Here is a 20,478-nt window from a genome sequence, read left to right as displayed (position 1 = left end):
GCAACCCAGTAATCTGCCAATGCCACCTACTATCGTAAATACCACTTTTTGCATGGACCAGGAAGGTTTGGTTAAACGAATTTCCTTTTCATGCGCCAGTAATACAACGGCTGTGCAAAAAAGACCGGGCACTCCTTTTCATTGGCGGAGCCCACTCACTACTCACTACTCACTACTCACTACTCACAATCCGGCTGTTAAGCATGCGCATGTACGCTTTCATACGACTTCACCAGTTGCTTTACTTTGGCTACGATGCTGGAGGAATCAATACCGGCATCTTTTAGCAACTCTTCCTGTTTACCCGATTGAGAGATCTTTGTCACGGCCATTTTTTCAACATAATCCCCTTCGCCACTAACGGCGGCCGTAATAAAATCACCCAAACCACCATGCGCAAAATGATCTTCTACCGAAACAATACATTTCATGCGGGTACTGTTCAGACAGTCAAGCAGGGTATCCCTGTCAACCGGACTTACCGAATAACAATCCACCACCCGGATGTTTATATTTTCCTGTTTCAACAGATCGGCTGCCTGCAATGCTTCATATACGGTAATACCGGTAGCGGCTACCGTAAGCAGGTCATCGTTCGATTGCCGGACTATTTTAGAGCCGCCAATTTTAAACTCCTCACCGGGTTTATATAACAATTTCGTTTTCGGACGTAAGGTGCGCATATAAACAATGCCATTATGCTTCACCATCTGCGGAATCAGACTGGCAGTAGAAACGGCCTCACAGGGTTGTAATACAACCGTATCGGGCAGCGCACCGAAGAAAGCAATATCTTCCAGCGCCATTTGCGAAGGGCCATCTTCCCCAATAGAAACGCCAACATGTGAGCCTACAAATTTTATATTGGCTTCAGAAATGCGCGCCATCCTGATCTGATCAGCTGCCCGCATAAAGAAGGCGCCAAACGTGGCTACTATCGGTATCTTACCGATCCTTGACAAACCGGCCCCTACAGATACCATGTTCTGTTCAGCGATAAAACATTCTATAAAACGCTCAGGAGTCACCTTTAAAGCGTCTTCGGTAAAGGTGGAGTTCTTTACATCGGCATCCAGCACATACATATTGGGCGTATGTGGTATAAGTTGCGCCAATGCTTCACCAAACACTTCGCGGGTTGCATAGGATTTGGCGTTATCAAAATCAAGCTTTATAGTGGTGTTTACTGGTGGATTATCACCAGCCAGGGTTGTAGTGGCGGGCTTTCGCAAGTCGAAACGGGCATTGTCATTTACAGGCCCCAATTCATCCAGCGCCTTTTTTAGTTCGTCTTCTTTCAACGCCTTACCGTGCCAGCCATCTTTGTTTTCTATAAAAGAAACGCCTTTGCCTTTTTCCGTCCGGGCAATAATAGCAACCGGTTGCTGGCCTGCATGACTATGGGCCTGTTCAAAGGCCTGGTCTATTTGCTCATAGTTATGGCCATCGATGGTAAATACCCTGAAATTAAAAGCGCGGAACCGTTGTTCATATTCATTCATGTGGTGACCAAACATAGTTTCCCCGCTTTGCGCCAGGCGGTTGATATCTAAAATAGTGATCAAATTATTCAACCGGTGGTAAGAAGCAAAATTGGCTGCTTCCCATACCTGTCCTTCCGCCAGTTCGCCATCGCCACATAACACATAGGTGGTAAAAGGCAGGTTTTCGCGTTTCGCTGCCAGTGCCAGTCCGGCCCCTACAGAAAGCCCCTGACCCAACGACCCCGTGGCTGCTTCGGCATATTTGTATTTAGGTACCGGGTGCCCTTCAAAACGACTGTTAAGTTTCCGTAAAGTTTTTAGTTCATTTAAATCGTAGGCATTGCACATGCCGAACAACGCATACAGCAGGGGAGCGGCATGTCCTTTGGACAATACAAACCGGTCGTTGTATATGTTTAAAGGATTTGAAACGTCGTAGGTAAAGTATTTATCAAACAGCACGGCTGTAAGGTCTGCGGCCGATAAACAAGAAGTGGGGTGTCCTGAACCAGCAGCTGTTGTTGAAACAAGACTCCATTTGCGAAGTAGTTTTGCCTTTTCTTCCCAGGCGCTTGTATTTTTCATATCCAGTGGTATTCAAATGATAAATAATGTAAGCGCACAATTAAAGTGCCATCGTTTGTTAACGGGAATTGTAGAAATTATTAGCCACTGGCATTATAATTAATTGCCCAACCGCCCAATTCAGGTAATTTTACTGCCCAAACTTTACAAACATGAAACTAACACAGAACAAAATTTTGATCACCGGCGGGGGAAGCGGTATTGGCCTGGGACTAACGGAAAGATTTGTAAAAGAAGGCAACAAGGTCATTGTGTGTGGCAGAAGGGAAACGGCGTTACAGGAAGTGGCCGAAAGATTCCCTTCCGTTATAACCCAGGTGTGTGACCTGGCCATTGAGGCCGACCGTATCAACCTGTTCAACTGGGTGGCAACCCACCATCCCGATCTGAATGTGCTCGTGAATAATGCCGGCATTCAAAACTGGATGAACATAACCAATGACGATTTTTTTGACAGGGCCAGTAATGAAATCGAAATAAATATAACAGCCCCTATTCATCTCAGCAAACTATTTTTAAAGTTGAAATCGCTGAACACAATTATGAATGTGTCGTCAGGTCTGGCGTTTGTACCCATATCGAAAGTGCCTGTTTACAGCGCCACCAAAGCGTTTATGCGCTCCTTTACACTTTCGCTCCGGCATCAGTTAAAGTCATCGAATGTGGAAGTGATAGAGATCATACCACCGGCTTTAAATACCGATTTGGGTGGAAAAGGTTTACACGATGCGCATCCACCGGTGAGCGATTTCATAGAGTCAGTATTCCAACAACTGAAGGAAGGAAAAAACGAAGTAACATTCGGTTTCAGCGAAGGAAGAGCACAGGCCAACAACGACACCATTGCTGAATTCTTTGCCAGAATGAATCCGTGAGTAGTGAGTAGTGAGTAGTGAGTTAGCTCGCTAATACACTACTCACTCACATTCACCATTGCCTATTGACAATTGCTAGTTTATGTTTCCTTGGCTGTACTTGTTGTGCCGGCACCACAAGTTTCTTTTTCACAGGTGTCGTGTCTACAGGTTCAATAGGCTGAACCGCCTTCATTTTAGGGCGGGCAGGTTGCGCGGGTGTTGCCGGTATCGGTTGTTTCGTTTTATGATGTGGTTGTATAACAGGTATTGTATCTGCAGGGACCACTGGAATCGTATCAACAGCCAAAGGCTTTTGTTGCACCGTGTCGGGTTTTACAACCGGCATCGTTTTTTTCGCTGGCGGCCTGGGTGTCAGTACCACATAAGCGCCCAGTACTACAGCAGCAAAACCCAGTTTACCGTACCAGGCGGTAAACAAATCGTCAAAGGCGGCTTCATTACCGGCCCTGATCTGTTCAATTACCAGAAGATCGCTGCTTTCCAATTTGTCGGATTATAATGTCCTAAATTAAGGGCTTTCTAACAAGACGAACAACGAGGTAAATACCCTATGGAGAATTTTTCCTGTCCCCATTTTATTTGGGTTCATCCTTTAAATTATAAATTTTAAGCACTTTCGGTATGGCGCTCTTATAAAAAGAGCCTACCTTATATTAAAATTAAATACCATGATTATTGTACACGACATTTTCGTTTGCAAACCAGGCAATGCATCCAAACTGGCGAAACTATTTAAAGAGGTGATGGCAGATAGTAAAGAGTTTGTCAACATTATGACCGATATGACCGGGCAGTTTAACCGGGTAATAATGGTAAGCCAGTTCAACAACCTTACCGCATACGAAAATAGCTGGGAAGAAATGATGAAAGACGAGGAGAAAATGAAAAAGATGAAGGAAAAAATGGCCAATTACACCGATATGTACCTGACTGGCTCCCGGGAAATATTCAAGGTTTGGTAACTAACGGCTGCTAAGATATTTCTCCCAATCACTTAACATCTCCAGGAGATTCCCTTTTTCTATTTTAAATCTGGGATTGAAACTATCAAGTACATATACCAGATACAATTCCCCTGTGGCATAATTCAAAACCAGCCTTGGGGTATATTGCTGTGCATCAAGCCAGCAATAGTATTTATAATTATCATCAATGATATTCCCTAAAAATTCATGTTCGGCAAAATTCCATTTCTCCTCCAATGTTTCGAGTTGAAGGATCTCATCAATTTTTGCAATCGTGTTTCTCTCTTCTTCCACGTCGGCCGCAGTGGTTAAAATGGTAAAGTAATCATACAAATGACCATATGGTTTAGGATCCGGATGTTCCCCACTGCTGATTTGCAGCACCAGGTTGATATTGTATGTCATTTTAATGCTCCTCCTTTATTTGTCCCTTAACATAGGTAAACTTTCTATTCCGTATTATCTTATTATATGGAGGTGCGCATTCATACTCCTTTCCCCAAATTATTTGGTCATGAATATGATCCAGGTAATAACAGAAGTTAAATTCAGGAAAAACACCTACTACTTTCATGTTTATACCTGTGTTTAAATAAATCGCAGACCCATGTCCAATTTGCGCATTGCCTCCGCTTTTGGAGGTCATCACAAAGGAGACAATGCAATCCTCTCTGCCATCACTATTAATATCACCTGTTATGACATCAGGTGTATCAACTATTGCCTCATTTTTTCTTTCAATAACAGGTTTGTATTTATTAAAAAGCTTAAGCGACTCTTCTTTAGGTGAGAAATGTTGTTGTGCGAGCCCCATACAAGGGGCTGCAATAATTACAAGAAAGAATAATTTAAACCAAGCGAACATTTTGGTAGAAAGATATAAAAAGCCCCGAACTAATTCAAGGCTTTTTATACGCTAGTTGTTACCATGGGCTAATACCGGTTTCGGGTGCATTGTCATCACTAAAAAATTGACCGGTGGGACCAGCTGCATCGAACGTAGCTGCTTTTACAATGCGGGCAGCGGCATCGGGTACCGTTCCAGGACCACTATGATTATTAAAGTCGGTGGCGGTATAACAGGGATCAACCACATTTATCTTGAACCGGGTATCGCGCAGGTTATAAGCCATCACAATAGTATAGGCGTTTAGAGCCGCTTTTGACGCCACGTACGATGCCGGTTTTACAGTATAATGTTTCCAGGACGGATCATTTTGCAGGGTGAGTGAACCCAGACCGGAAGTAACGTTAACGATCCTGGGTTCAGGCGATTGCCGCAGCAGATCGATAAATGCCTGTGTCATGGCAATAACGCCAAAAAAGTTAGTGGTAAATACGCCTCTAAATACACTAAGATCGGCATCAAATCCATGTTGTGGCGAACCACCACTAATCCCCGCATTATTGATCAGCACATCCAATACCCCGGTCTTTTGTCCCAATGTGTAACGCGCAGCTTTTATAGAGGCAGGATCATCTACATCGATCTCAACGGGTTCCACCTGTTTTAAACCTTCCGACTGTAACTGCTTCACCGCCTCCTGACCTTTTTGACCATCCCGGCAGCCCAGATATACATAATATCCCTGTTGTAACAATTGCCTTGCCGTTTCAAAGCCAATGCTTCTGTTTGCTCCTGTAATCAGTACTGTTTTCATAATTATTTGTTTAACAGTACAAAGCTACAGGGGTGGGTTAGCCGGGCTGTAACACATCCATCGGTATTAATGGTACATTTTACGGATGCTGGCCCGATATTCGGCGGGCGTCATGCCTGTTTCCCTTTTGAAAAAGCGGTTAAAGTAAGAAGCATCGGTAAAACCCAGATCGAAGGAAATCTCCTTTAAAGAGTGATCGGTATGAAAGAGCAGGCGACGGGCTTCCATCACCAACCGGTCATGAATATGTTTGATAGCCGGCTTGCCGCTCTGGGCCTTCACTACCTCGCTTAGATGACCAGCTGAAATATTCAGTTGCAAAGCATATTCGCTTACTTCATGCAGTTCACGGAAATGGGCATCGATCTTTGCCTGGAATTTCTTCAACAATAAATTTTCCGCTGAAGGATCGGAATGCTTAAACTGCCCGGTATACAAACGGCTTAAATAAGTAAGCAGCACCGTGAGATAAGCGCCCAGCATCCGTTGCTGCCATTCACCCGGGTGCTGGTATTCTGCATTGATCTTACTCAGCATATCTTCCACAAAACTCACATCCGCCTCCGTAAGCAACAATTCATGCCCTTGTTGGGGATTCTGAATAAGCGGCAAATTATTCAGGGCAGCGTTTTCCTGAAACGACAAAAACTCACCCGTAAATGCAATGCCGGTGCTCCATAACTGTTTGAATTCTTCCTTTACAATAATATTTTGAGGGCTTGATAAGTAGATCGTGTTATCTTTTAGCGAATAAGGCATCATGTCGATCCATTGACGGGTGCTATCGGCATGCCTGATGAAAATAATAAGGTAATGGCTTTTTCGGTGGGGAATAAGCAGTTCCGACTGATCAGGCAACGTGCCTTCGAAATTGTGCACTCTAAAATGCCGGGTGCCGGATAAACCGTCGGGCTCAATGTAATATACCGGTACCTGCTGATTGGAACTGACTTGCATTACTCAAAATTAGCAATTTATTCTTTCCTGCTAAATTCGTACACCTTCCCTTCATCCAAAACACTCAGCTGGTTTACTTTTCCATCAGCCGATTTGGCAAATTCAATACTTACCGGAATTGTCTTTATAAAGAAGCTATTATCAGAGGCAGGATATAAGTTTGTTTTTCGCAATCCCTCCGAAGGTACTTCTACTTTTAATTGCCCGTTTTCCAATGAGATGATGATTTCAAATTTCCCCTTGTACCTGCCAGTATACTGGGCCAGGGTTGCTGCGGGTAACGCAACGGTTGGCTGATAGGGCTGATAACCTTCCCATTCCCATGGAATGGTTACGCCTGTAACCTGCTCCACCAGCTCCCTGAAAATGCTTTCTCCATTTAAACTGTTGGTCATTATAACAAGCGCCTTCTTTTTATCAGGAAACCCTATCGTATAATGTTGCCATCCATCATCACCATGCCCTTCTTTAAAAAATGCCTGCCCATATTTACTTTTGAATAGACCCCAGCCAAGTCCGTATGACAACTGGATCTCTTTGTATTTGGAAGTAGTATCTGTAGTAAGGGTGGGAAATTGGTGGCTGCTTGAAATGCCGATTTGCGGCGAGAACATTTGCTGGTGTAAGGCATCGCTTAGTTGGTTTCCCTGCAACACATAATAAACAAACCGTGTATAATTTCCGATGGTAGTTCCCAGCGAACCCGCGGCATTGGCCTCCGTTCTTTTAACCAGACGCAAGGTGTCTCCATCCTGGTTATGTCCAACAGCGTAATTGGCAGTAAAATCAGTTTGCCATACATAGCTGCTCCTCGACATATCGAATGGTTTGAACACCAGTTCCTGTGCCAGCGCTTCCAGTTTTTGACCCGTAATGATTTCTATAACAAATTGGAGTAAATACAAGCCTTCACCTGAATAAGCATACCGGGTGCCAGGGGTAAAAAACAATTGCAGCTTTTTGTTGCGGTTGGGATTTAACTGCCGCCAGTTTGGAAAGCCGGTTGTATGATCAAGACACTCCCGGGCCGTTATTAATTTATACCGGTCATCACTGGCCAAATCTTTATAATTCTCATACTCCGGTAAAGGCTTTGGTAAATAAGTAAACAGGGGTTTATCAAGCTCCAGCTTTCCTTTATCTACCAAGTGCAAAACAAGCTGAGCAAAAACCGCTTTTGAAAGGGAAGCTGCATTGAAAACAGTGTTAGTATCATTCAACTGCCCCGTGGCTTTATTCCTGTAACCATAGCTTTTCACACATTCGATTTTTCCGTTATCGATAATACCAATCGACAGACCGGTAACTCCCGCGGTATCCATTAACCGTTTTACGATGTGATCAATGGGTTTCGCCTGTTGTGAAAAAAGCGTATTACATATCAAAAGCAGTGCTACAACCTGGAAGGTCTTAAACATACGGCAAATATTAATATCCGTTGAACGTTCCTGCCTGGTATTAGTTACAGCTTTCCGGTTATTTTTTTAATTCAGGTTGAACCTTATAATCCAGCGTCATAATCTTTTTCACCTTCTTCAATTCCCGGGAAACAGGTTTTGTCTCTTCCAAATAGAGATCGGCGTTTTTGTTGATACACTTCAAATTTGCCAGGGAAAGATAATCGGGGTGATAGACCTCTGTAATAGTAGCATAAGGAAACGCTTTTCCATCTTTCCGGACATTGAAAACATAGATCCATACAGACAATTTTGACGGTGGAATATTCCCCATCAGGGCATACAATTTATTGTAGCTGGCAGAAGGTTCCAATTCACCCAAAAAGATATTCTTTTTATCGATAGTCCAGCCATTCGTTTTAAACACGTTTCCAATAGAGCCGCCCTGTACAATGAGCTCATGTTCTTTTGAAAAAGAACTATCGATAAAATCTGGATAATCCACAACAGCCAGGGTGCGCGTAACTTTATTTCCATCATACAAATTGGAAACCCTGACCTTTCCACTGGTATAAAGTACATCGATCCCATAACCACCAAATTTTTTCTCAATCCGTTCACTGTTTAATAATTTAGGCGACAGGGTAGAATCACAGGGACTAACAGCTGCAGGAGCACTATTTTGCGCGTAACTGGCAGTGCCGGATAAAAAAACAAACAGGATCAGTAACAACAGGTAGGATTTTCCTTTCATAATTAGGTTTTATGGAGGCAATTATGTAATTAGTGTTCTTTATACAAAAATAAAAGAATTTACGATCAGGACATTCATAAATAATAAACCCCGCATTTTGAAAAAAACGGGTCTGCTATTAATACAGGTATTTTTTGCTGGTCTTTGTTTTGGACAAACGTATAAACTTCCCGCCTTCAAAAACACATTTTCAAAACAGGGATATCCCAAAACAGCTCATCGCATAGAAATGCTGGAACATCCGGTTCAATACCTGGGTCCCAGCAAAGACACCATTTTAATAAACCGCCGAACTGGCTTGCGCCCCATTGCAGACAGCAACCAGGTGTTCATTGAGGACGACGTAGCAGATCAGTATGCTCATTATAAAAATGGAAAATTGAGAATAATCATAGATCCATCAAAGCAGGTAACACTGGAGGAATATGAACGGTGGACAAAGGATACAGGATATAAGTATTATAAAGCTTATCCCATATTAATAATCAACGAAACTGATTCCATTACCATTGTTGGGGAAGGCGCAAATATTCCTATTATATTGGAAGCACTTGACAAAGACAAGTGGTGGAAACCACTGGAGACGAGATACCAATTCGACTGCGGTGTTGGACTTAAATATATTTTACTAAAACCGCGGGAGATATTGTGTGTACTTGCTCCGAAATATACAGGAACATTCAAAACAAAACTCAGGTACCGGTTAGGCGAATCCTACTCCGCTGAATTTGTTGGATACATCTCCCGCGATCAGTTTGAATTTCATGGCGGCTACCTTCCCTAAGAAACCACGGGATACCGGACCCACATTTTCCATTGCCGCAGGGAAAAAATATGGAGCGTATAGGCCAGGGGCACCAACAGACCGGGCAGATAAATATAGGGAAAGGTTGTTATCAGCGAGCTGTCGGGTTCGTTGTGAAAGGCACGCAGCGGCGTTGGTAACGATAAAGCAGAAATAGCAACAATGTTCACCAGCAAAACAAGACCGGCAATATTGTACAACAGCGCAACAACTGGTGGCCAGGTCTTCTTTACAAAACAATAATAGCCTACGGGGAAAGCAAACAATCCGGTGAGGACATCGAAATTACGCCCTTCAAAACTCATTTGTATGGGCAATGCCCCATTACGGACGAGTATCCATAATCCTATTTCAACCAGAATGCGAAATGATTGCAGATAGATCAGCCACTGGGGTTGAATTTGCTGTAATAACTGTTTACCGGCACGGGAACGGGTAAAGAACAACACTACAGGCAAAGGCGACAAAAGCGCAATGGTAAGCCGGGGCGGCACCCGCGAAAAATCGCTAAAGAAACCACGGGCCGACAAAATGCCGAGCAATACGAGCCAGGCAATAAGCAAAACGGCAATAGTGCGATATCTTGACATAATGGATCAATTGAGACCACAAAGTTCTGCCAGATGCCGGTTCAGCCCATAACCAAAATTGCTATTTTGTGCCAAGCCGGTACCGGGTAGGGTAGAGTCCCATTTTCTGGTAAAACAACCGGCTGAATGACTGGCTGTTATCAAAACCCAGCAAACCGGCCAGCTCTGTGATGGAAATACCGGAATCGGTGAGTAAAGTCCGGGCTTTTTCAATACGCAGGTACTGTATATATTGATAGGGCGACAAACCATACGCAGTACGGAACAATCGTAAAAAATGGTACTTGGATAAACAGGCTTCTGCCGCCAACAAGTCAAGATTTACCTCCCCACAAAACCCCGAACGAAGCACATCCATGGCACGGGAAAGGCGTTTGTACAATTCAACCCGCGTAGTTGCACGAACAGGCGGTAGTTTGTTTACAATTTGGGCAATGTGATGGTGTTGCTGCAAATGATAAGTTAACAGGGCAGTCAGTTGTTCTTCAAACCGCAGTTTGTTAAAGCCGGTTTCATTGTGTGTAATCAGGATTGACTGAATGAGCCGGTTGAAAGTAGCATCCCGGCGGTGTAACTGGTTAAAGAATAAAACAGGCGACAATTGTTTTTCAGTGCCTGCATCGAGGATCTTATCGGCCGGTGTAACCAACGAATTCAATACCGATTCGCTGAAGAATTCCCCGAAATGGATATTAAATGTTTCTGTCCCGCCATTCCCTTCTTCTACCTGCAGGGTATATAATTGGGCGCGGTTACTTACAAAATAGTTTTCTTCATCAACGTGGGTAGTCTGCCGTTCTACACTGCACAAACTCTTTCCTTTTATATTCAGAAAAAATGAAAACGGCCCTTTGATCTCAGGGCGAAAACATTCCCGAACTTTTGTATGAATGATCACACTGGGAAATCCTTCGGTATCGAGCGGAAGGTTGCCCCAGCCCAACCGGTTCGTAAAACCCCGGGCTATCTGGCTTTTTAGCCAGTCAAGATTCGGAAATTCATGGAAGATCATCGAGAGTAAGGTACGACGAAATTATATATTTTCTGTTTTTACATACGCTATCTGTGTAATGCTTGTAGAGTATAAGATTTTTATTTCCATTAACTCACCCTGTTCATTGTAGGTATATGTTTTTTCAGAAGAAAGCGGCTCCAGGCCCGGGGAAATCGACAAACATTCCGCTTTTATTATTCGATCACCCGCATGCAGGTATTTTTCTACATAACTTCTTTTGGCATACTCATCATTCTTTACACTTTCGGTCGTATCTGAACGAACCCGCATACTTAATCGCTGTTATCTTTTCCTTGTGGCCGGCAATGGTATCTATTTCATCTATTGCGGCAACCCATCTTTCAAAAATGTCATTATACAAATCAATCATAAGAGGGCATTTAATGAATTGATACAAAATAATATTATTTTGTCAGCATCTGGTTAAGGATTTAATAATTGATTCACGTATGTTAGCAAAAGGCAGCCTGAACTTTGCTAATTTCGACCCGCGCCTGCCATAAGATATATCTTCAATTAAATGACAATATGTTTAAAAGTACAATCACGACCCTGGTTGGTTTTATATTTAGTTGCTCCCTATATGCACAGGAGCTCACCCCGAAGGAAACGCAACTCGACAAAAGGTTGAGCGCTTTAAGAAATGAGTTGCTCGTTAAAGCGGATCAAATTAAACTGTCCATCTATAACAGTACATTTACCCAGCTTAAACCATTTATCGAGTCTTCCGCCCTGTACAAATTATTGCAATCGATGCCCAAAGGCGGATTGTTACACTGCCACAATGGAGCTATTGCCAATCCATCCTGGGTAATAAGCGCAGCAGCCAGCTATAAAAATTGTTACCTGTATACAGGTAATGATGAAAAGGAATTTATTTATGGGCAACTGGCTGTTTTTACAAAGGGCCACGCACCAACAGGCTTTGTGCCCTTACAACAATACCTTCAACACGATAAAAAATCTGCAGACAGTTTATTAAAACTGCTTACACTGAACAGACATGACCTTTCCGATTACATGGACACCTGGGTTGAATTTGAAAAACGGTTCAAACGGATAGGCAACCTGGCGAATTACCGGCCTTTCTTTAAGGAATATTACCAGGAGGCTTTTAATGAACTACTAAAGGATAATGTTCAACACGTGGAGATCAGATACGGATTTGGCCAACTGTTCGACGAAAACAATGACAATTATCCCGCAGATACCGCCATCAGTGATCTAAAGGCCATTGTTGCCGGTATACAAAGAACACACCCTGACTTTACGTTGAAACTGATTTATTCCAGTTTTAAATTTTTAGATACTACAGCTGTTGCTAAAGCACTATCTGAAGCATTTCAGCTAAAACAAAAATACCCGGAACTTATTACCGGTTTTGATCTGGTGGCAGACGAAGCAACCAATCATACGGTGGGCTATTATACGCCAGTCTGGAACTCGATCCATACACAGGAAAAAAGATATGGCATCGCCATGCCCTTGTATTTACATGCAGGGGAAAGCAGCACCATTGCAAACACCAATCTGCAGGAAGTGCCATTTCAGTTGAATAAACGAATAGGACATGGGTTGAACCTGGTTTATTTTCCTGAAACTATGCAACAGGTAAAAACAGCTCACAATTTAGTAGAAGTGAGCCCTATCAGCAACCAGGAGCTGGGTTATGTAAGCGACTTAAGAAATCACCCCGCCAGAGTGCTGCTGGCAAATGGCGTACTCATTTCTATTAACAGCGATGACCCGGGCGTATACGGTTATAATGGGTTAAGTTATGATTTCTGGATAGCTTTTATGGCCTGGGATTTAGATCTAAGAACATTAAAAAAATTAATTACGAACTCACTGTTATACGCATCCTTAACCGAAGAAGAGAAAAAACGCGCATTGCTGCATTTTTATAATGAGTGGAACCGTTTTGTAGAAGCCGCCAACAGGTGATAACTTTCTTTAAACCATTCATGGTGTATGGGTATTTTGATGGGTATTGTGTATAAGTACCAATTGATAATCGAAAAAAATTGAGTTAAATTTATCATGGTACCCATTATTTACCATTAAATCAAAATCTACACATGAGAAAGTTCTTACTCTTCGCAACAGCAATGTTGTGCGGTACAACATTGCTTGCTCAGGATTACTGGAGGCCACACACCGACGCCGAAAGGATCACCACCGACAAAGCCGTTGCCCGGCTTGCATTCCCAACAAATTTCCAACTATTTGATCTGAATTTTACTCCTTTACGCAATGAAGTATTTCGAGCTGTAAGCAATGCCGCAGCACGCTCAACCATTATCTCGCTGCCTAACGCCGACGGACATATTGAACAGTTCGAGATCATTGAAGCGTCGAATTTCGAACCTGCCCTGCAGGCTAAATTTCCCGACATCCGCGCTTTTTCCGGGAAAGGAGTAACCGACCGGTACGCCACGCTGAAACTGAGTATTTCTCCGCAGGGAATACAGGCCATGGTATTCCGTACAGAAAAAGAGAATGAATTTATTGAACCTTATTCCGCCGACCACACGGTTTACACGGTGTTCAAAAAACAACCGAGAACCTTACCCTGGAAGTGCGCTACGCCAGAAGCGAATTTATCAACGGAAATAAGCAGCCAGGTGATCAATTCGCCGGCAAGGTCAACCGGTGATTTAAAAACACTGCGGCTGGCCCAATCGGTTACTGCCGAATACTCTAATTATTTTGGAGCCACCAGTGCGTCACAGGTAGCATTGGTGCTGGCAGCAGTAAACGCCACGCTTACCCGCTGCAATGGGGTGTATGAAAAAGACCTGGCACTCCACCTCAACCTGATAGCAGCCACTACCAATGTATTTTATTACAATGCCTCCACAGACCCTTATTCAGCGGCCAGTTCGGGCGCAGGTGGTGCCTGGAACAGCCAGTTACAAAGCACCTTAACGTCAGTGATCGGCGCCGCGAATTATGACATTGGCCACCTGTTCGGTGCTTCCGGTGGCGGCGGCAACGCCGGTTGTATCGGTTGTATTTGTGTCGACAATTCAAAAGGAAGTGGCTTTACCTCACCTGCCGATGCCATTCCCCAGGGTGATAATTTCGACATCGACTATGTAGTGCATGAAGTAGGGCACCAGTTAGGCGCCAACCATACCTTTAGTATGAGCAATGAAGGAACAGGCGTAAATGTGGAACCTGGTTCAGGCATTACTATTATGGGTTATGCAGGCATTACCAGCCAGGACCTGGCACCGCACTCTATCGATATTTATCATGCCGCTTCCATTGCACAAATTCAATCCAATCTTTCCGGCAAAACATGCCCCATCACTACCAGCATCGGCAGCACCAACGCAACACCTGTTGTAAGCGCCGGCAGTAATTACACAATCCCTATCAGCACACCGTTTGCATTAACCGGCTCCGCAACTGATGCCAATGCCGGTAACGTGCTCACGTATTGCTGGGAACAAAACGACAATGCGTCTTCTTCCCAAACCGGCACCAGCAGTGTGGCCAGCGCCACCAAGGCATCAGGGCCCAACTGGATCTCCTTTGCACCCACTGCCTCACCAGTCAGGTATTTCCCCAAAATGGCAACCATCCTCGCCGGTGGGTTGGTATCAGGTCCCTTGTCAGGCGGTGATGCCGGAGCCAATACCGAAGCCCTGAGTTCCGTTTCAAGGACCCTGCACTTCCGCCTGACTGTAAGGGATAATGCACCCTTTAGTTCTTCCGCGCCGGTATCTGTAGGACAAACCAATTTTTCCGATATGACGGTAACGGTTTCCAACTCATCAGGTCCCTTCTCGGTAACCTCGCCCAATTCGGCCGTATCTTGGGCAGGTAATTCATCACAAACCATAACCTGGAATGTGGCAAGCACCACCGCAGCGCCTGTTAGTTGCGCCAATGTAAAAATATCCATCTCCACCGATGGCGGCACTACCTTCAATACGTTAGTGGCCAGCACACCGAATGATGGCAGCGAGGCGGTAACTATTCCCAACACACCAAGCACCACAGCAAGAATAAAAATTGAGGCTGTAGGAAATATCTTCTTTGATATTTCCAATACCAATTTCACTATTGGTTCCGGTTCAAGTTGTAGTTCACCATCAGGGTTGACCGCTTCTGCCATTACCAATACTTCGGCAACGGTAGCCTGGACAGCCGTAAGCGGCGCCAGCTCTTACGACGTGGATTATAAAGCCAGCGCTTCTTCTACCTGGATCAACGCAGTTACAGGCACCACAGCCACCTCACGCAGTTTAACGGGCCTTACCCTGGGCACTTTGTATGATTACCGGGTAAGAACCAATTGCGCCAGCGGCAGCAGTCCTTATTCAACCGCGCAGTTTACCACTACAGGCTCTACCACCTGTGCCAGTACCCTGGACAATTCAACGAATGGTACCACCTCCGGCGCAGCCACTATACCATTCAACACAGATGTGACCGGCCTCATCAGTCCAACCGGCGATATCGATAACTATAAATTTGTGATCACTACCCGTGGTACTATCACTATTACATTGGGCACTTTGCCTGGTGACTATGACCTGAAACTCCTGAACAGTTCAGGCACCCAGCTGGCTATTTCACAGGCCGGCAGCACCACCAGTGAAAGCATTACCAGAACCATGACTCCGGGCACTTATTATGCACAGGTATATGGGTACAATGGCGCCAACAGCGCAAGCACCTGTTACACATTGCGGGTACAACTGGGTACAGCCAGCCGTATGAGCACTGACCTTATTACCAGCAACGAGGTACAAAAAGTAGCGGTATTCCCGAACCCGGCTACACAGGTGGTGAACCTTAACCTTACAGGTTATACCGGAAAATCTGATGTAAGCCTGTTCGATGTAAATGGCCGCATGGTGATGACCCGGATAGTAAGTTCAGTAAACTCGCAGTTCGATATTTCTGCATTGCCTTCGGGTATTTATATGCTGCGGATAAAGAATGGAGGAAAGGAAGTAAATATGACGAAGATCATTAAACAATAAACAAATAACACCCGATAGAAAAAGCCCTTTCCGGTATAACCGGAAGGGGCTTTTTATTATCTGAACAGGTTTCCTAATTGTTCTGCTTTTTTCAACCAGCTTTTCCGCAGGGCATCAGTTGATTTTCTGATGAACCCAAAAGTGGAGAACCGAACAGGATCGAAGCCTACGTAGCCAAACACAATATGTTTAAGGATCTGATACTGCGAGGCCCGGTAAATAAGGTAGAACCACCATTTGGGTGTATCCATCGTTACCATCAGCCGGATGCTTTTTCCCTTTAATAATTTCTCAGGGAATATTTTCCCGGAATGATGTTTAAATGCAAAACCGGGCAGCAATACCCTGTCTATAAATCCTTTGGTAATAGCAGGCATAAAGCCCCACCAGTTGGGATATACCAGCACTACATGATCGGCCCAGGTAAGCAGGTGTTGGGAAGCAGCCAGGTCATCTTCCAATTGCACAGCGTCCCCGTTTTTATATCCATCGGAAAGATTTACGTTGAAATTCAGGCGGGACAGGAAGAGGGTTTTACAAATAGCCCCGGCATTTTCTGCGCCTTTCCGATAAGCTTCCAATAAGGCTTTACAAAAAGAATTTTCTGAGGGGTGGCCGAGTATAAGTAAGATATGCTTTGTCATGGTGAATCGTTTTTGATACCACAAAGCTCCGTAGTAAATGAAAAGGGCACCTGACGCAAATGCGTCAAACAGACTATTGGTGGGCTAATTTCTGCCTGATGCGGGTAAGGGTTTGCCGTTCTATGCCCAGGAAGCTGCATAGGTGGGAGAGGGAGATCCTGTTGAATAAACCAGGGCGGTTCTTAATAAAGTCGAGATAGCGCTCCTCTGCTGTTTGAAAGATAAAACTCTCTATGCGGCCTTGTTGCCTTTTTAAAATTTCCTCAGCAATTAGCCGCCCGTACTTTTCATAATTGGGAGACTGTTGATAGATCCATTGCTGGTCTTCAAATGAAAAACAAACGAATGTCGTTGGTTCCAGGCACTGGATAGAATATCGGCTGGGCTGCCGGGAAAGAAAAGCCGGATAATGCGTGGCATAATCGCCTTCGGCATAAAAACCAACGGTTATTTCATTACCGTTATTATCGATAAAAAAGGAACGCACCAATCCTGTTGCGATAAACCCAATTGTTTTCTGCACTTTGCCTGCCTGCAGAAAAAGTTCTTTCTTTTTTAGTTCTCTAACGGTAAGCCGCGCAGCAAACTGGGAAAGCTCGAAATCAGTCAGGTTCGGTGAAATTAACCTGAGTGCGTCTAAATAGGTGTTAATTCCTGCTTCCATTTAATTTTTTCTTAATAACTATAGTAAAGCTAACGAATTCGAAATGTATCTTGTCATACAAATCCGTTCAAGGCCATGAAAATAGTTTTAATAGGGTGCCTGTTCCTGGTATCCTGCGCAACCCTTCGAAAAGCAAAACCCGTAGATAATCAGGTTCCTTTAACCAAAGAAAATATAACTCTGCTAAACGGGGAATATGAAATATTTTCGACGACCGATACTAAATCCAGTTTAGACGAGTCGCTATTATTTAACAAATACTGGTGGAAAGACTCTGATAACAGATGTAGCTATACACTTACTTTAAAGGCGCTCGATAAGCAGCGATTGCAGGTGGGCGTTTACAAAAGCGGGGATTTAATTAAGTCTAAAAAGATCCATTATAAAATCAGGCATGGGGCACTGCGCTTTAATCGGATAATGTTCAAATCTATTGTTATCGTAAACGTCTGCGGCGCCATGCATACAAGACTACGGGTAAATACAGCAGGGGAGTTGATCATTGACCACAGTCATTCTTCGATGGGTGGTTTCCTGATAATTCCATCGGCTGGCGAAAATATCAAAGAGGAAGGGATCGTATTTCAAAAAAGGCGCTGATGGTTGTCAGCGCCTTATATTTAATCAGTCTTTTTTTACATAGTATTGGTCCTGGTTTTCGTAAAAATGCGCCAGGTCTTCCTTCGCAGCGGCTATCGCCTTTTCTTTATCCTCATAATAAAGCTTGCCTATTGAATATTCATAAGCATTGGCCAATTGTCTTGATTTCCCTTTCACTTCAGGATCATCCTTATGCGCGTCCAGTTTCTTCATTCGGGCAATCAATCCAAAAACCTTATTGCTGCCCAGGTAATCGATGATCTCAGTAGCTTTGTATCTGTTCTCAATGATTTCATTACAAAGTTCTACTGCAGCCAGCCGCAATACGCGGTCGCCCACCAATTCTATCTTCTTAAAGATGTGTTGTTGCTCGGTCATAAATTGTTATACAGCTGAATTTCAATGCAATATAAGCATTTAACGGAATTGTTATTATTTCTTTTTTTACTGGATGGCGGAATAACGGCCACAGCCGTGTCATTCTTATATGAGAGTAACGAATCTATACGGACTGCTAATTATCTTATTCACTGCGAATTGTAGTCTGGCACAGCAGGCAGATACTGCCCGTTCTCATAAGAATATTATAAGATACAATCTTTCCGGCGCATTATTATTCGGGGTAGATCATTACATCGTTTTGGGGTATGAGCGGGTACTTTCACCCAAACGGAGTATTTCTGTAAACTTCGGCAAAGCTTCACTGCCTAAACTGGTAAATATAAATACCGATAGTTTTCAGGTGCAAAACGATAAAAAAAGGAGTGGCGTTAATATCTCCATCGACTATCGTTTTTACCTGGCCCGGGAAAACAAATTCAAAGCGCCGCATGGTTTATACATAGGGCCATACTACTCCTACAATCGATTTACCAATGAGGTGGATTGGTCTGCTAAAAACAACAGCTCAACTACCAATATATCCACCAGTACGAAATTCAACATCCATACTGTCGGCTTTGAACTGGGCTATCAGTTTATCTTCTGGAATCGATTGGCCCTTGACCTGATTTTGGTAGGCCCCGGATTAGGCTTTTATAACTATAAAGCCACTATCGAAAGCAATATAGACCCTGCCAAAAGGGAGCAAATCCAGGAAGGATTAAAACAACTACTTACCCAAAAATTTCCGGGTATGAATTATGTCTTCAGCGATGAAGAGATCAATGCCGATGGCGTAATGCGCACCAATACGATCGGCTACCGGTATATCGTTCAAATTGGGTTTAATTTTTGACGGCATTCCAGGTAGCTAACTTATACATCTTAGACTGCATTATTTCTTCCAGGCACTTTTGCTTTTGTTCCTGCTCTGTCAACTTTTCGAACCCATTCCCCGAATACAATTTAATTTCTTTATCGAATATTTTAAAGACAGGCTGTAAATAAAAGCTGGAATCATCTTGCTCTTTTTTTATTTCGATCTTATTGGCTGCTTCCAAAAACGCCTTCCTTAATTCTTCCTTCGAATAAACTTTAACATATGCTTCATAGAGCATTTGTTGACTGCCCCAAACATTATTAAACATAAAACGGGCAAACCTGTCAATTGCCTGTTTGTAATCACCCAGCCCATTATAACAATCCCAATATTGAGCACTTATTTTTTGACGTAATTCAATTGTCACGGTTCCGCAACTAGACTTAAAAAAAAATTGACCCGAAGCCTGTTCAAGGTAAGTCAAAGCCGTACTATAATCCTTTCTGTCCAAATAAATTTTAGTCAGACTACTTGCAGCCGTGTACCTATTGCTATTATAATGATCAATATTTTCGGGCATAGTCAACACCTGCTTATAAAATAAAACGGCACTATCGACCAGGTTATACTTCTCAAAGATCTGTGCAAGGTACCGCATGGCAACGAACCTTTGGGGATTTGCCGGGTATTTAGCAATGTAATTTTCCAGAGTTATCATCCCTGAATCCCTGTAAGGCTGATAGAAGTTATAGTTGGTAGTTAAAACCTCATATACATTCTTGCTAAAATAGATATCATTCAACTCTTGTTCAGGGTCAGATTTTTGCGCAAAAGAAACTGCGCTTACCATTAATAAAAGGAGCGTTATCGGGGCTTTCATAGTTGCGACAAAATACATAATTTAAGCCATGCCGCAAATTGCCTGTAAAATCTTATTGATTGAATGTACCAGTAAAGATCCGGTATAACGACTGCGCCAGCAGATAAACGATCACAAAGGAAAGAATTCGAGAAAGCCTGGTTGACGATCGTTCATAAAAGTTAAGGTAAATTAAGCTGGTCCGCAAAATAACGGCATCAGCAGCAAATTCCATCCGGTTCTCCGATTTAACAAAAAATCTTAAGGTATGTTAATACCCGGCCCCAATGAAAAACCGCGAGATTATTTTATTATTACTATTATCTGCTCTTCGGTTTCAGGGTGTCGGCCACATTCACGATATAGATCAGGTCAGGATATACAAATTCCAGGCTGCGGTATTCCTGCCCCCGCAATTG

22 protein-coding genes are annotated in these 20,478 nt (G+C 43.5%); 7 read left to right on the top strand and 15 right to left on the bottom strand.

Going from position 1 to position 20,478, the window contains the following annotated elements:
* Nucleotides 1-197: 197 nt before the first annotated feature.
* Nucleotides 198-2,069, bottom strand: coding sequence for a transketolase (locus BMX95_RS29640; protein ID WP_081202833.1), 1,872 nt, complete (start codon nt 2,067-2,069; stop codon nt 198-200).
* A 152-nt stretch (nt 2,070-2,221) separates the two neighbouring features.
* Here BMX95_RS29640 and BMX95_RS29635 point away from each other — a divergent pair, with 152 nt between their 5' ends.
* Nucleotides 2,222-2,944, top strand: coding sequence for an SDR family oxidoreductase (locus tag BMX95_RS29635; protein ID WP_081202834.1), 723 nt, complete (start codon nt 2,222-2,224; stop codon nt 2,942-2,944).
* A 52-nt stretch (nt 2,945-2,996) separates the two neighbouring features.
* On the opposite strand, the gene BMX95_RS29630 is transcribed toward BMX95_RS29635, so the two are convergent.
* Complete coding sequence (locus BMX95_RS29630) at nt 2,997-3,431, bottom strand: hypothetical protein (RefSeq protein ID WP_081202835.1); 435 nt, start codon at nt 3,429-3,431, stop codon at nt 2,997-2,999.
* Between the two features lie 184 nt (nt 3,432-3,615).
* Here BMX95_RS29630 and BMX95_RS29625 point away from each other — a divergent pair, with 184 nt between their 5' ends.
* Nucleotides 3,616-3,909, top strand: coding sequence for an NIPSNAP family protein (locus tag BMX95_RS29625; RefSeq protein WP_081202836.1), 294 nt, complete (start codon nt 3,616-3,618; stop codon nt 3,907-3,909).
* Here BMX95_RS29625 and BMX95_RS29620 read toward each other — a convergent pair whose 3' ends face one another.
* The 6 genes from BMX95_RS29620 to BMX95_RS29595 form a co-directional block, all read right to left on the bottom strand.
* A complete protein-coding gene (locus BMX95_RS29620; RefSeq protein WP_081202837.1) occupies nt 3,910-4,317 on the bottom strand; it encodes a hypothetical protein in 408 nt (135 codons plus the stop codon).
* 1 nt (nt 4,318) lies between these two features.
* Complete coding sequence (locus BMX95_RS29615; RefSeq protein WP_081202838.1) at nt 4,319-4,777, bottom strand: hypothetical protein; 459 nt, start codon at nt 4,775-4,777, stop codon at nt 4,319-4,321.
* Between the two features lie 58 nt (nt 4,778-4,835).
* Nucleotides 4,836-5,573 carry an SDR family oxidoreductase gene (locus tag BMX95_RS29610; RefSeq protein WP_081202839.1) on the bottom strand — a complete coding sequence of 246 codons (738 nt, stop codon included), beginning with the start codon at nt 5,571-5,573 and terminating at the stop codon, nt 4,836-4,838.
* Between the two features lie 66 nt (nt 5,574-5,639).
* Nucleotides 5,640-6,530 (bottom strand): helix-turn-helix transcriptional regulator, encoded by an 891-nt coding sequence (locus BMX95_RS29605; RefSeq protein WP_081202840.1) that lies wholly within the window; start codon nt 6,528-6,530, stop codon nt 5,640-5,642.
* Nucleotides 6,531-6,547: 17 nt separating this feature from the next.
* The gene (locus BMX95_RS29600; RefSeq protein WP_081202841.1) at nt 6,548-7,948 is read right to left on the bottom strand and encodes a serine hydrolase; all 1,401 of its coding nucleotides are present in this window, start codon (nt 7,946-7,948) and stop codon (nt 6,548-6,550) included.
* 58 nt (nt 7,949-8,006) lie between these two features.
* Nucleotides 8,007-8,681: a hypothetical protein gene (locus BMX95_RS29595; protein WP_081202842.1), complete on the bottom strand. Its 675-nt coding sequence runs from the start codon at nt 8,679-8,681 to the stop codon at nt 8,007-8,009.
* A gap of 97 nt (nt 8,682-8,778) precedes the next feature.
* On the opposite strand from BMX95_RS29595, the gene BMX95_RS29590 reads away from it, so the two are divergent.
* Nucleotides 8,779-9,465, top strand: a complete 687-nt coding sequence (locus BMX95_RS29590; protein WP_081202843.1) for a hypothetical protein — start codon at nt 8,779-8,781, stop codon at nt 9,463-9,465.
* Here BMX95_RS29590 and BMX95_RS29585 read toward each other — a convergent pair.
* From BMX95_RS29585 to BMX95_RS29575, 3 genes are all read right to left on the bottom strand, one after another.
* Nucleotides 9,462-10,076 (bottom strand): hypothetical protein, encoded by a 615-nt coding sequence (locus tag BMX95_RS29585; protein ID WP_081202844.1) that lies wholly within the window; start codon nt 10,074-10,076, stop codon nt 9,462-9,464. The genes BMX95_RS29590 and BMX95_RS29585 overlap by 4 nt on opposite strands.
* A 61-nt stretch (nt 10,077-10,137) precedes the next feature.
* Nucleotides 10,138-11,088 carry a helix-turn-helix domain-containing protein gene (locus BMX95_RS29580; RefSeq protein ID WP_081202845.1) on the bottom strand — a complete coding sequence of 317 codons (951 nt, stop codon included), beginning with the start codon at nt 11,086-11,088 and terminating at the stop codon, nt 10,138-10,140.
* 21 nt (nt 11,089-11,109) lie between these two features.
* Nucleotides 11,110-11,361 (bottom strand): hypothetical protein, encoded by a 252-nt coding sequence (locus BMX95_RS29575; protein ID WP_081202846.1) that lies wholly within the window; start codon nt 11,359-11,361, stop codon nt 11,110-11,112.
* Between the two features lie 258 nt (nt 11,362-11,619).
* Here BMX95_RS29575 and BMX95_RS29570 point away from each other — a divergent pair, with 258 nt between their 5' ends.
* Nucleotides 11,620-13,035, top strand: coding sequence for an amidohydrolase family protein (locus BMX95_RS29570; RefSeq protein WP_081202847.1), 1,416 nt, complete (start codon nt 11,620-11,622; stop codon nt 13,033-13,035).
* A gap of 134 nt (nt 13,036-13,169) precedes the next feature.
* Nucleotides 13,170-16,091, top strand: a complete 2,922-nt coding sequence (locus BMX95_RS29565; RefSeq protein WP_081202848.1) for a reprolysin-like metallopeptidase — start codon at nt 13,170-13,172, stop codon at nt 16,089-16,091.
* 56 nt (nt 16,092-16,147) lie between these two features.
* Here BMX95_RS29565 and BMX95_RS29560 read toward each other — a convergent pair whose 3' ends face one another.
* A complete protein-coding gene (locus BMX95_RS29560; protein WP_081202849.1) occupies nt 16,148-16,735 on the bottom strand; it encodes an NAD(P)H-dependent oxidoreductase in 588 nt (195 codons plus the stop codon).
* A 73-nt stretch (nt 16,736-16,808) separates the two neighbouring features.
* Nucleotides 16,809-17,399 carry a Crp/Fnr family transcriptional regulator gene (locus BMX95_RS29555; RefSeq protein WP_081202850.1) on the bottom strand — a complete coding sequence of 197 codons (591 nt, stop codon included), beginning with the start codon at nt 17,397-17,399 and terminating at the stop codon, nt 16,809-16,811.
* A 75-nt stretch (nt 17,400-17,474) separates the two neighbouring features.
* Here BMX95_RS29555 and BMX95_RS29550 point away from each other — a divergent pair, with 75 nt between their 5' ends.
* Complete coding sequence (locus tag BMX95_RS29550; RefSeq protein ID WP_081202851.1) at nt 17,475-17,999, top strand: hypothetical protein; 525 nt, start codon at nt 17,475-17,477, stop codon at nt 17,997-17,999.
* Between the two features lie 24 nt (nt 18,000-18,023).
* Here BMX95_RS29550 and BMX95_RS29545 read toward each other — a convergent pair whose 3' ends face one another.
* On the bottom strand, nt 18,024-18,377 hold the full coding sequence (locus BMX95_RS29545; protein WP_081202852.1) for a hypothetical protein: 354 nt from the start codon (nt 18,375-18,377) through the stop codon (nt 18,024-18,026).
* Between the two features lie 109 nt (nt 18,378-18,486).
* On the opposite strand from BMX95_RS29545, the gene BMX95_RS29540 reads away from it, so the two are divergent.
* Entirely contained in the window at nt 18,487-19,236 is a 750-nt protein-coding gene (locus BMX95_RS29540) for a DUF3575 domain-containing protein (RefSeq protein ID WP_107686041.1), read from the top strand.
* On the opposite strand, the gene BMX95_RS29535 is transcribed toward BMX95_RS29540, so the two are convergent.
* Nucleotides 19,226-20,098, bottom strand: coding sequence for a tetratricopeptide repeat protein (locus BMX95_RS29535; protein WP_081202854.1), 873 nt, complete (start codon nt 20,096-20,098; stop codon nt 19,226-19,228). The genes BMX95_RS29540 and BMX95_RS29535 overlap by 11 nt on opposite strands.
* Nucleotides 20,099-20,478: the final 380 nt, after the last annotated feature.

Origin of the sequence: Niastella yeongjuensis (genome assembly GCF_900110245.1) — a bacterium.
In the GTDB taxonomy this organism is placed as follows: Bacteria; Bacteroidota; Bacteroidia; order Chitinophagales; family Chitinophagaceae; genus Niastella; species Niastella yeongjuensis.
The sequence above is the reverse complement of the archived record's forward strand: the minus strand, read 5'-3'. Positions and strand labels throughout refer to the sequence as shown.